Here is an 11948-nt window from a genome sequence, read left to right as displayed (position 1 = left end):
CGTGTCCTTCCGGTCGGTCAGGTGGCGGGTCACGGCTGGAGCACGAGGCGGGCGGCGACCCGGCCGGCCAGCACGTCCTCGATCGCCTCGTTGATCTCGTCGAGCTTGCGCACCTCGTACGCGACATGGGTGCGGCCGGCGGCGTGCAGCCGGAACACCTCCGCCAGGTCGGCGCGGGTGCCCACGATCGAGCCGATGACGGTGATGCCCTTGAGCACGGTCTCGAAGACCGGCAGGGTGACCTCGTTGTCCTTCGGCAGCGACACCAGCACCAGCCGGCCGCCGCGGCGCAGGCAGCGGTGCGCCTGCTCGACGACGCGCGGGTCGGCGGCCAGCACGATCGCCACGTCCACCCCGCCGAGCGCGGTGATCGCCTCGACCGGGTCGACGTCGGCGGCGTCGACGGTGTGCGTCGCGCCGAGCGAGGCGGCGAGGGCCAGCTTCTCGGCGGTGACGTCGACGGCGACCGTCTCGCCGCCGAACAGTTGCGCGTACTGCTGGGCGAGGTGGCCCAGGCCGCCGATGCCGAAGACCGCCACCCGGTCGCCGGGCCGCACCCCGGCGACCTTCACCGCCTTGTACGTGGTGACGCCGGCGCAGGTCAGCGGGGCCGCCTCGGCCGGTTCCACCCCGGCGGGGACGGCCACGGCGTAGCGGGCCGACGCGACCGCGTACTCGGCGTGCGCGCCGTCGATGGCGTACCCGGTGTTGCGCTGCGACTCGCACAGCGTCTCCCACCCCGTGACGCAGTACGCGCAGGTCCCGCACGCCCAGCCGAGCCAGGGCAGGGCCACCCGGTCGCCGACGGCGTGCTCGGTCACCCCCGCGCCGATCCGCTCGACGATGCCGACGCCCTCGTGCCCGGGGACGAACGGCGGGTTCGGCTTGACCGGCCAGTCGCCGCGCGCGGCGTGGATGTCGGTGTGGCACAGGCCGCTGGCCTCGATCCGGACGAGGATCTCGCCCGGGCCCGGCTCCGGCACGGGCAGGTCGAACATCTCCAGTGGACGGTCGAACGCGGTGACGACACTCGCACGCATCGGGGGCCTCCCAGCTCCGTTGTCGCTTCCACCCTCAATCTGCTCCGCCCGCCCCGCCGAAGGCAGAGTCCCCGGACCACCCCACCCAGGACCTTCGCCCCCCCACCCACCCCGCTCCACCGCCCACCCCCCCCGCCCTCGCCGGGTGATCAAGAGGTTTGCGTCATGGCCGGGGCGAAACCTGACGCAAACCTCTTGATCACCGAACCAGGGGGCCACCCGGATCAGCGGGACAGCGGGGTAGCGGGTCAGCGGGGGGATGCGGGGAGGCGGTGGGCGCGTAGGACGTGGGCCCACCAGGGGCGGGGGGCGGTCGAGCGCAGGGCCGGGGCACGCACGCCCCGCAGGCTCACCCACCCGCCCGGTCCCATCCGCACCGTGCCGATGGCCGGCGGGCGGCGTCGGCCGGCCACCACCGCCACCGCAGCGGTGACCAGCCCGACGGCCAGCGCCCCGGCCGCCGCGGCGAGCACCTGGTCCGGGTCGACCAGCGCGCGGTAGCGCACCCGCCCACCGGCGAGCACGAACGCGCCGACCGGTCGGCCGTCGCGGGCCACCGGCACCACTGCCGCCGGCGACGTGCCGGGCAGGACGAGCACGGGCCCGACCTGTCCGCCGGACCGCTGCCCGGCCTCCGGGCACGCCTGCGCCGACGACGGCAGCGCCGCCGGTGCCTGCGCCGCCGGTTGCTGCGCAGCGGACGACGGCGGTCGCGGGGGCGGGGAGAGCGGGGCGGGTCCGGTGGCGTTCAGGATCGCGGTCATGGCGCGACCTCCGTTCGGTTGTCGGGTCAGCGGCTGCCGGGTCAGCACAGCCGTCGTCGGGTCAACGGCTGTCGGACGGCGCGTCGGCTGGGCGCACCGCGGCCCGTCCGGCGGCCAGGCGGGCGATCGGGATCCGGTACGGCGAGCAGGAGACGTAGTCGAGGCCGACCTCGGCGAAGAACTCGACCGAGTCGGGGTCGCCGCCGTGCTCGCCGCACACGCCGACGGTCAGCTCCGGCCGGGCCGCCCGACCCTCGGCCACGGCCAGGCGGACCAGCCGCCCCACCCCGGCGGTGTCGATGCTCTCGAACGGGGAGACCGGGAAGATCCCGCGTTCCAGGTACGCCCCGAAGAACGCCCCCTCCACGTCGTCGCGGGAGAACGCCCACGCCGTCTGGGTCAGGTCGTTGGTGCCGAAGGAGAAGAACCGCGCCTCGGCGGCGATCTCCCCGGCGGTCAGCGCCGCCCGGGGCACCTCGATCATCGTGCCGATCGGGATCTCCGGCGTGCCCTCGACCCCGGCGAGCACCCGCTCGGCCTCGACCCGCACCGCGGTCAGCTCCCGCACGTCGCCGACCAGCGGCACCATGATCTCGGGCCGGGGATCGCCGCCGTCGCGCCGCCGCTGGGCCGCCGCCTCGGCGACCGCCCGCACCTGCATCGCGAACAGCCCCGGCACGACCAGTCCGAGCCGCACCCCGCGCAGCCCCAGCATCGGGTTCGCCTCGTGCATCCGGCGCACCGCGACCAGCAGCGCCCCGTCGCGCCCCGGGTCCTCGCCCAGCGCCTCGGCGCGGGCCACCCGGGCGGTCAGCTCGTGCAGCGGGGGCAGGAACTCGTGCAGCGGCGGGTCGATCAGCCGGATCGTCACCGGCAGCCCGTCCATCGCGGCGAGGATGCCGACGAAGTCGGCCCGCTGCAACGGCAGCAGCGCCGCCAGGGCCGCGTCCCGCTCCGCCGGAGCGTCGGCCAGGATCAGCCGTTCCACCAGCTCGCGGCGCTCGCCGAGGAACATGTGCTCGGTGCGGCACAGCCCGATGCCGCCCGCGCCGAACGCGCGGGCCCGCCGGGCGTCGGCGGGGGTGTCGGCGTTGGCGCGTACCCCGAGGCGGCGCACGGCGTCGGCGTGGCCGAGCAGCCGGTGCACGGCGGCGACCAGCGGATCGGCCTCGGGCGACAGCTCACCGGCGAGGTAGCGGGCGACGGGGGAGGGCCGCACCGGCACCGACCCGGCGTACACCCGGCCGGTGCTGCCGTCGATGGAGATCACGTCGCCGGCCCGGACCACCCGGTCGCCGACGGTGAACTCGCCGCGCTCCGGGTCGATCCGCACCGCCTCGGCCCCGCAGACGCAGGTGCGGCCCATGCCCCGGGCCACCACCGCGGCGTGCGACGTCTTGCCACCCCGCGAGGTCAGCACCCCCTGCGCGGCGATCATGCCGGGCAGGTCGTCGGGGTTGGTCTCGCGCCGCACCAGGATCACCGGCTCGGTGGCCGCCGCCGCGGCGGCGGAGTCGAACACCACCCGCCCCACGGCGGCACCGGGCGACGCGCCGACGCCGGTGGCCAGCGGCACGGGCGCGGCGTCGGGGTCGAAGCCGGGGAACATCAGCTGCGCGAGCTGCCCTCCGCTCACCCGGTGCAGCGCCTCGTCCGCGCTGATCAGGCCCTCGTCGACGAGCTGCGCGGCGATCACGAACGCGGCGGCCGGGGTGCGCTTGCCGACCCGGGTCTGCAGCATCCACAGCTTCCCGCGCTCGATGGTGAACTCCACGTCGCACAGGTCCCGGTAGTGCCGCTCCAGCGTCCGCATGATCTCCGTGAGCCGGCGGAAGCTCACCGGGTCGATCCGCTCCAGCTCCGGCAGGCCGACGGTGTTGCGGATGCCCGCCACCACGTCCTCGCCCTGCGCGTCGGGCAGGTAGTCGCCGTACACCCCGGGCGCGCCGGTGGCCGGGTCGCGGGTGAACGCGACCCCCGTGCCCGAGTCGGGGCCCAGGTTGCCGAAGACCATCGCCATCACGTTGACCGCCGTGCCCAGGTCGTCCGGGATGTGCTCGCGGCGGCGGTACAGCACCGCCCGGTCGGCGTTCCACGACTCGAAGACCGACCGGATGGCCAGGTAGAGCTGCTCGTGCGGGGACTGCGGGAAGTCGTGCCCCACGTGGTGGGCGTACACCTTCTTGTACGTCTCCACCAGGTCGCGCAGCGCCGCCGCACCCGGCCGGCCCGGCCCGGCCGCCGCCCGCACCGCCGCCAGCTCCCGCTCGAATTCCTCGGCCGGCACCCCGTGCACCGTCCGGCCGAACATCTGGATCAACCGCCGGTACGAGTCCCAGGCGAACCGCTCGTCCCCGCTGTGCGCGGCCAGTCCGCCCACGGTCGCGTCGTTGAGCCCGATGTCGAGGATCGTCTCCATCATCCCCGGCATCGAGAACCGGCCGCCGGAGCGCACGGCCAGCAGCAGCGGGTCGTGCCGGTCGCCGAGCCACCGGCCCAGCCGCGCCTCCACCTCCCGCAGGTGGGCGTTCACCTCGTCGAACAGGCCGGCCGGCGGTGCACCCTGCGCGAGGTACGCCCGGCAGGCGGCCGTGCTGATCGTGAAGCCCGGCGGCACGGGCAGCCCGAGCCGCGTCATCTCCGCCAGGTTCGCCCCCTTGCCGCCCAGCAGGTCCGCCCGGCTCCGGTCACCCTCGAAGAAGTCGTAGACGTACTTGAGCATGGCGTCGGCCCTCCACTCCGCTACCGTGCGGGAACGTCGTCCCCCTCCTTGGTAGCGGGCCGCGCCGGGCCGCCGACAGGGCCGGATGGAACGACCGCCGGGCCGGAGGTCCCGGCCTGTCGGACCCCGCCGGTACCCTGCCTGCGTGACCGCCGAGGATCTGCGCCCGCCCGCCGCGACCGGCGAGGCCGTGCGCCTGCGCCCCGTGCGCGACGACGACCTGCCGCACTTCTTCGCCTTCGAGCAGGATGCGCAGGCCAACTGGGTGGCGGCGTTCGGCCCCGTCGACCCGGCGGACCGGGCGGCGTTCGAGGCGCACTGGCGGCGCATCCGCGCCGACCCGGCGATCGTCACCCGCACCGTCACCGTCGACGGCACCGTCGTCGGCCACGTGGCCGCCTTCCCCGTCGACGACCAGACCGAGGTCAGCTACTGGATCGACCGGGCCCGCTGGGGCCGCGGCCACGCCACCGGAGCCCTCGCCGCCCTGCTGGCCGAGCTGCCGCGCCGCCCGGTGCGCGCCCGCGCCGCCAAGGACAACGCCGCCTCCCTCGCGGTGCTGCGCAAGTGCGGCTTCGTCGTCGTCGGCGAGGACTCGGGGTACGCCAACGGCCGCCGCGCCGTCGTCGAGGAGTGGGTCCTCGAACTGGCCGCCTGAGCGCCGGCACCCGCCCGGCACCGCCCCACAGCCGGCCTGAGCTGGGCGGGCACTAGTCTCGCGGGGTGAACTGGCTGGACTTGATCGGCTGGACCGGCTCGGCGCTGCTGGTCTGGTCCCTGCTGCAGGCGCGCATCCTCCGGCTGCGCGCACTCAACCTCGTCGGCTGCCTCGTGCTGATCGGCTACAACACCGCTCTCGCCGTGTGGCCGATGGTCGGGCTGAACGTCGTGCTCGCCGTCATCAACGTGTGGTACCTGCGCAAGATGCTCGCCACCCGGCACGACGAGCAGACGTACCAGGTGGTCGAGGTCGGCGTCGACGACCAGTTCCTGGCCCACACGCTGCGCGTGCACGCCGCCGACATCGCCCGGTTCAACCCGGGCTTCCACTGGGGCGAGCACACCGCCCGCCGCTCCGCGTTCCTGGTCGTCCGCGCCGACGAGGTGGTCGGGGTGGTCCTCTCCCACGCCGAGGGCGACACCGCCCAGGTCGACCTCGACTACGTCACCCCGCCGTTCCGCGACTTCGCCCCCGGCGAGTTCGTCTACCGGCGTAGCAGCCTCTTCACCGACCGGGGGTTCCGTCGGGTGGTCAGCCCGCCCGGCATGGTCGCGCCCTACTACCACCGGCTCGGCTTCCGCGCCGAGGACGACGCGTACGTGCTCGATCTGGCCGCCGCCGACCGGGCCTGACCGGCGCGGACGGGTCGGCCGACCGGCGGGCCCGCCGCCCGCGACCGCCCGGCCGGCCGGCGGGAGGATTCGCCGACCCGCCGACGGGGCACAGAGGGGCCTACGCCGGCCCGGGCCCGCCGGGCGGCGCCACCGGTCGTCGCGACCGGGGCCGTCGGAGCGAGGGAGAGAACCGGGCGTGCAGAGCTACTGGAGCCAACTGGCCCTGGTCGGAGTCCTGGTCGTCCTCAACGCGATCTTCGCCGGCAGCGAGATGGCGCTGGTCTCGTTGCGCGACAGCCAGGTCCAACGGCTGGAACGCAGCGGCCGGGCCGGCCGGGTGCTGGCCCGCCTCGCCAAGGACCCGAACCGCTTTCTCGCCACCATTCAGATCGGCATCACCCTCGCCGGGTTCCTCGCCTCGGCCGCCGCGGCGGTCTCCCTGGCCAAGCCCCTCGTGCCGCTGCTCGGGGTGTTCGGCTCCGCCGCCGAGACGGCCGCCATCGTGCTGGTCACCCTGGTGCTGACGTTCGTCACCCTCGTCTTCGGGGAGCTGGCCCCCAAGCGGATCGCCATGCAGGCCGCCGAGCGCTGGGCGCTGCTGGTGGCCCGCCCGCTGGACCTGCTCGCCAGCCTCACCCGCCCCGCCGTCTGGGCCCTCGGCGCGACCAGCGACCTGGTGGTCCGCCTCGTCGGCCTCGACCCCAAGCACGAGCCGGACGAGATCGGCCCGGACGAGCTGCGCGACATCGTCGCCGGCAACCACGGCTTCACCAAGGAGCAGCGGACCATCATCGCCGGGGCGGTCGAGATCGCCGACCGGCGGCTGCGCGCGGTGCTCGTACCCCGGTTGCAGGTCTTCACGCTCGACAGCGGCACCACGGCGGACGCCGCGCGGCTGGTGCTGGCCGCCACGGGCCACTCCCGCGCGCCGGTGGTGCGCCACGGCGGCCTCGACGACGCGGTCGGCGTGATCCACCTGCGCGACCTGGTCGGGGTGCCCGACGACCGGCCCGTCGACGAGTGCGCCCGCCCGCCGATGCTGCTGCCCGACTCGCTGCCGGTCGTCGACGCGCTGCGCCAGTTCAAGGCGGAACGGCAGCACATCGCCCTCGTCGTCGACGAGCGCGGCGCCGTCGACGGGATCGTCACCCTGGAGGACATCCTCGAGGAGATCGTCGGCGAGATCTACGACGAGACCGACCGGGACGTGCGCGCCGTGCGCACCGAGGCCGACGGCGCGATGCTGCTGCCCGGCACCTTCCCCGTCCACGACCTCGTCGACGTCGGCGTCGAGCTGCCCGGCCGCCCCGCCGGCGACTACACGACCGTGGCCGGCCTGGTCCTGACCCTGCTGGGGCACATCCCCACCGTGCCGGGGGAGGACGTCACCATCGACGGCTGGGCCGTGGAGGTCGCCGACATCGACCAGCGGGCCATCACGGCGGTACGGCTGCGCCGCGTGGCCGCCCCCGCCGAGCCGGACGCCGACGCGGAGCCCGACGCCGAGCCCGCCCTCGACCCGGCCCGGGGCTGACCCTCAGCCCGGCCCGGCCGGTCCCGCTGGCCCGTCCGGCGGTGCGGGCGGCCCCTCCGGCCCCTCCGGCCTCTCCGGCCTCTCCGGCTGCTCTGGCTGCTCCGGCTGCGCCGCGCCGAACGGGAAGCCGGGCACCGGCGGCACCAACCGGACGGCGTCGGCGGGCACCTGACGGCTGCTGCCGCGCAGCGCCCGGGCGACCAGACGGATCAGCCACGGCCCCGACGGGTGCCGCTCCGCACCGATCAGCCGCCCGCTGACCCGGGCGTACCAGCGCCCGGCGACGACGACGTCGGTCAGCCGCAGCCGCCCGTCGGGGCGCTCGCCGCGCACCACCACGTCCACCACCCGGCCCAGCCGCCGGCCGTGCAGGTCGTACGCGGTGCGGCCGAGCAGCTCACCCGCCCGCACGGTCCGCCCCCGGGATCCGGTCGATCAGGTGCCGGCGCAGCCACTGCTCCACCGGCGAGGCGGGCAGGTCGCCGAGGCAGGCCCGCAGCCGCACCGCGCTGTCCACCCGCTCCACCAGCCGGTACGGGATGCGCAGCGGCGTCACCGCCCGCTCCTCGGTGAACCGGTCCGCCACCGCGACGAGGAGCCGCCCGATCCGGCCGCCGATCCGCTGCCCGAGCGCCCCCTGCCCGGTGAGCAGGGCGGCCACGTACGGCACCCCGTCCGCGTCGACCCCGAACTCCACGTCGTCGACCTTGCCGACCAGCCGGCCGTCGCGGTCGACGATCTGCCGGTCGAGCAGCTGCCGGCCGAGCTGCATCCTCATCGGCCCATCCCCGTCACCACCGCCAGCGGGACCGCCGCCACCGATGCCACCACGATCACCAGCAGGAACACCACCCCCAGCAGATTCGCCAGCGGCCCGTTCACCCGATCACCCAGGTACGTCCGGTCGTTGGCCACGATCAGGATCGGCAGGTACGTCAGCGGCAGCACCACCGCGCTGAGGACCAGCATGTACTCCGTCAGCGTCACCGGGTTGACTGTCGTCAGCAGCACCAGCATCCCGAGCAGGACGCTGACCAGCAGCACGCTGTGGAACCGGGCCGCCTCACGGGGGCTCACCCACTTGCCCCACTGCCAGCCGAAATACTGCGCGGCGGCGTACGCGGCGGACAGCCCCGTCTCCAGCGCGGCCCCGAACGTGACGGCGAAGAACGCCAGCGTCGCCACCGCCAGCCCCGCCGCCCCGAACGCGAGGACCGCCGGCTGCGCCACCTGGGCGAGGGAGTCCGGCGACGGCCCGCCCGGGTGGTACACCACCGCGGCCGTGGCGATCAGCGACAGGGCGAGGAAGCCGCCCACCGGGAAGCCGATCAGCACGCTGGACCGGGCGTCGGCCAGGTCGGCGGCGCTCCACCGCTCCTCCACCCCGCCCGAGGAGAAGAAGAACACCTCGTACGGGCTGACCGTGGAGGCGAACAACGCCACCGCCACGAACCAGTAGGCCCCCCAGCCCTGCCCCGCCGCGCCGCCGTGCGCCGCCGAACGCCCGAGCGCCGCCCAGTCGGTGGGCAGCCAGAACAACGCCACCGCGAACCCCACCAGGGCCAGCCCCGCCAGGCCGAACACCCGCTCCATCAGCTGGAAGCGCATCCGCCACAGCACCAGCCAGACCGCCGCCGCGGCGACCGGCACCCAGAGCAGGTAACTCAGCCCGGAGGCCAGCTGCAGGGCCAGCCCCACGCCGCCCAGCTCGGCGGCGAGGGTCAGCACGGTCACCAGGTAGGAGGCCACCAGGTTCAGCAGCGCCACCCGGGGGCCCAGCCGCTCCCGCACCAGGTCGAACACCGCCCGGCCGCTCACCGCCGCGACCCGGCCGGCCATTTCGGCGTACGCGCAGATGCCCATTACCCCGAGCAGCAGCACCCAGGCGTGCGCCATGCCGAAGCGCGCCCCCGCCTGGCTCGCCGCCACCAGGTCGCCGATGTCCACGAACCCGCCGACGGCGGAGAGCACGCCGAGCGTCGCGGCGAGGAGCTTCCTCACCTCGGGCGCGGGTCGACGGGTGCCATCGCCGCGACGATATCCGGGCAGAAAGCCCCTCAAGCCCCGAACCGGGCATCCGGCCGGCGGGTCGGCAGGGCCGGCCCGGCTCTGCCGGCGGCGAGATCAGGCGCCGGTGAGGTTCTGCAGGCGCACCTGACCCCGGGAGACCAGCCGCCCCGCGTCGTCGGAGATCTCCACCTGCCAGAGCTGCTGGCTGCGGCCCCGGTGCACCGGGGTCCCCACGGCCGTCAGCTCGCCCTCGCGGACCGCGCGCAGGAAGTCCGTCTGGTTCGACACCCCGACCACCCGGCCCTGCCCGCCCAGCCACAGCGAGCCGCCGACGCTCGCGGCGGTCTCCACCACCGCGCAGTACACCCCGCCGTGCTGAATGCCGAACGGCTGGTGCAGGTCCGGGCGGACCCGCCACCGGATGACGACCCGATCGGCGCTCACCTCGTCGAACTCCAGGCCGAGCAGGGCGACGAAGCCCCCGGTCAGCTCGGGCATCTCCACGGCGGCTCCTCCTCGCGTCAGGGAGGGCCAGCCTAGCCAACCGTGATCAGCGGCAAACCCGGTACCGGCCGGTTCCGGCGATGGGGGAGAATCGGTGACCGTGACCGACAGCAGCCTCCCGCCGCCCGGGCGGGACTCCCTGACCGAAGACCTGCAGTGGCGGGGCCTCATCCAGGACTCGACCGGCCTCGACGAGCTGCGCGCGCTGCTCGACGGCGGGAGCGCCACCTTCTATGTGGGCTTCGACCCGACGGCGGCCAGCCTGCACGTCGGCCACCTCATGCAGGTCACCACGGCCCGCCGCCTCCAGCTCGGCGGGCACCGGCCACTGCTGCTCGTCGGCGGGGCCACCGGGCAGATCGGCGACCCGAAGGAGAGCGCCGAGCGGACGCTGAACCCGCCCGAGGTGGTGGCCGGCTGGGTCGACCGCATCCGCGACCAGCTCTCGCCCTTCGTGTCCTACGCCGGCGAGAACGCGGCGCGGCTGGTCAACAACCTGGACTGGACCGGCGAGATGTCGGTGGTCGAGTTCCTCCGCGACGTCGGCAAGCACTTCCCGGTCAACAAGATGCTGGCCAGGGAAGTGGTGAAGGCCCGGCTGGAGACGGGCATCAGCTTCACCGAGTTCAGCTACCAGCTGCTCCAGTCCCACGACTTCTACGAGCTGCACCGCCGGCACGGCTGCCAGCTCCAGTTCGGCGGCTCCGATCAGTGGGGCAACATCACCGCCGGGGTCGACTACGTCCGCCGCCGGGGGGCCGGCCCCGTCCAGGCCTTCGTGACGCCGCTGGTGACCAAGGCCGACGGCACGAAGTTCGGCAAGACCGAGGGCGGCGCCGTCTGGCTCGACCCGCAGCTGACCAGCCCGTACGCGTTCTACCAGTTCTGGCTCAACGCCGACGACCGCGACGTGGTCCGCTACCTGCGCTACTTCAGCTTCCGCTCGCGGGACGAGATCGAGCAGCTGGAGAAGGAGACCTCGGAACGGCCGGCGGCCCGGCTCGCCCAGCGGGCCCTCGCCGAGGAGCTGACCACCCTCGTGCACGGCGAGCGGGAGATGGCCCAGGCCGTCGCCGCCAGCCAGGCCCTGTTCGGTCGGGGGTCGCTGGACGACCTGACCCCGGAGACGCTGCGGGCGGCCCTGACCGAGGCCGGGCTGGTGCACGTCGACGAGCTGCCCGACGTCGCGGGGTTGCTGCGGGAGTCGGGCCTGGTGCCGAGCGCCAAGGAGGCGCGTCGGGTGATCGCCGAGGGCGGCGCGTACGTCAACAACACCCGGATCACCGAGGTCGACGCGAGGCCCACCGCGGCGGACCTGCTGCACGGCCGGTACCTGGTCCTGCGTCGCGGCAAGAAGTCGTTCGCCGGCGTGGAGCTGCGCGGATAGCGGCGCGCGGGAAGTGTGACGCGGGACGCCCCCGACGGATTTGACGACCAATCCGTCGGGGGCGTAACTTTCTCTCTGCCAGCGCGGAACGGGCGAAACGGGGCGAAAAGCCTCCAAGGCCGGAGCGCGGCATGGAACACCGGGTCGCAGAGGGAACACTCTTCGTGATTCGGGCCGGGCGGTGCCCCGGATCTGCCGCAGGGCGGATTTGGCGAGGCGAGACCGACCGGGTAAGGTTCACCGCCGGTAGGGAACCGGGCGAGCGTGCGGGAGACCGCAGCGGCCGGCCTGCCGGAAACCACGGGTGGAGCCGGTGACAACCGGTGACTGAGTGGTGCCTGTAATTCGGGTGGAAGCGGGTCGGATCGGGATTCTCCGGTTTGACAGTGCGGAAACCGGAGGGTAACGTAGTAAAAGTGCCCAGCGCGGAAGCGGGGGGTGCGGATGAACGGAATGCCCCGGATGGGGCCCCCGGGTTTGGGGGTTTCGGATGGTGTGTGGTTGTTCTTTGAGAACTCAACAGGGTGCTTGATAAGCCAGTGCCAAGTAGTTTGATACCCCGCGCTGGGTCGGCTTTGCCGGTCTGGTGGGGATTCCTTTGGCAACACTTTTTGTTGTCGGGATGGATTGTTCAACAGGTTTTTGTTGGAGA

Annotated in this window: 11 protein-coding genes; 4 read left to right on the top strand and 7 right to left on the bottom strand. The window is 74.2% G+C overall.

What is annotated here, in order from left to right:
• Window positions 1-29: 29 nt before the first annotated feature.
• The 3 genes from GA0070558_RS22425 to ppdK all read right to left on the bottom strand — a co-directional run bounded on the left by GA0070558_RS22425 (window position 30) and on the right by ppdK (window position 4526).
• Window positions 30-1040 (bottom strand): alcohol dehydrogenase catalytic domain-containing protein, encoded by a 1011-nt coding sequence (locus tag GA0070558_RS22425; protein WP_077939440.1) that lies wholly within the window; start codon window positions 1038-1040, stop codon window positions 30-32.
• Window positions 1041-1288: 248 nt separating this feature from the next.
• Complete coding sequence (locus tag GA0070558_RS22420; protein WP_091283335.1) at window positions 1289-1804, bottom strand: hypothetical protein; 516 nt, start codon at window positions 1802-1804, stop codon at window positions 1289-1291.
• A 61-nt stretch (window positions 1805-1865) separates the two neighbouring features.
• On the bottom strand, window positions 1866-4526 hold the full coding sequence (ppdK, locus tag GA0070558_RS22415) for a pyruvate, phosphate dikinase (protein ID WP_091283333.1): 2661 nt from the start codon (window positions 4524-4526) through the stop codon (window positions 1866-1868).
• Between the two features lie 145 nt (window positions 4527-4671).
• Here ppdK and GA0070558_RS22410 point away from each other — a divergent pair, with 145 nt between their 5' ends.
• The 3 genes from GA0070558_RS22410 (at window position 4672) to GA0070558_RS22400 (ending at window position 7395) form a co-directional block, all read left to right on the top strand.
• Entirely contained in the window at window positions 4672-5184 is a 513-nt protein-coding gene (locus tag GA0070558_RS22410; protein ID WP_228987124.1) for a GNAT family N-acetyltransferase, read from the top strand.
• A 65-nt stretch (window positions 5185-5249) separates the two neighbouring features.
• Window positions 5250-5879, top strand: a complete 630-nt coding sequence (locus GA0070558_RS22405; protein WP_091283331.1) for a hypothetical protein — start codon at window positions 5250-5252, stop codon at window positions 5877-5879.
• A gap of 178 nt (window positions 5880-6057) precedes the next feature.
• A complete protein-coding gene (locus GA0070558_RS22400) occupies window positions 6058-7395 on the top strand; it encodes a hemolysin family protein (protein WP_091283329.1) in 1338 nt (445 codons plus the stop codon).
• A gap of 3 nt (window positions 7396-7398) precedes the next feature.
• Here GA0070558_RS22400 and GA0070558_RS22395 read toward each other — a convergent pair whose 3' ends face one another.
• The 4 genes from GA0070558_RS22395 to GA0070558_RS22380 form a co-directional block, all read right to left on the bottom strand.
• Window positions 7399-7806 (bottom strand): hypothetical protein, encoded by a 408-nt coding sequence (locus GA0070558_RS22395; RefSeq protein ID WP_091283327.1) that lies wholly within the window; start codon window positions 7804-7806, stop codon window positions 7399-7401.
• Entirely contained in the window at window positions 7793-8173 is a 381-nt protein-coding gene (locus GA0070558_RS22390) for a hypothetical protein (RefSeq protein WP_077939446.1), read from the bottom strand. Before GA0070558_RS22390 ends, GA0070558_RS22395 begins: the two co-directional genes overlap by 14 nt.
• Entirely contained in the window at window positions 8170-9396 is a 1227-nt protein-coding gene (locus GA0070558_RS22385) for an NRAMP family divalent metal transporter (protein ID WP_091283326.1), read from the bottom strand. Before GA0070558_RS22385 ends, GA0070558_RS22390 begins: the two co-directional genes overlap by 4 nt.
• A gap of 123 nt (window positions 9397-9519) precedes the next feature.
• On the bottom strand, window positions 9520-9909 hold the full coding sequence (locus GA0070558_RS22380) for a PaaI family thioesterase (protein WP_043968077.1): 390 nt from the start codon (window positions 9907-9909) through the stop codon (window positions 9520-9522).
• Between the two features lie 100 nt (window positions 9910-10009).
• Between GA0070558_RS22380 and tyrS the strand changes: the two genes are divergently transcribed.
• Window positions 10010-11296, top strand: a complete 1287-nt coding sequence (tyrS, locus tag GA0070558_RS22375; protein WP_077939448.1) for a tyrosine--tRNA ligase — start codon at window positions 10010-10012, stop codon at window positions 11294-11296.
• The last annotated feature ends 652 nt before the right edge of the window (window positions 11297-11948 follow it).

The sequence above is a fragment of the Micromonospora haikouensis genome (assembly GCF_900091595.1).
GTDB lineage: Bacteria > Actinomycetota > Actinomycetes > Mycobacteriales > Micromonosporaceae > Micromonospora > Micromonospora haikouensis.
The sequence above is the reverse complement of the archived record's forward strand: the minus strand, read 5'-3'. Positions and strand labels throughout refer to the sequence as shown.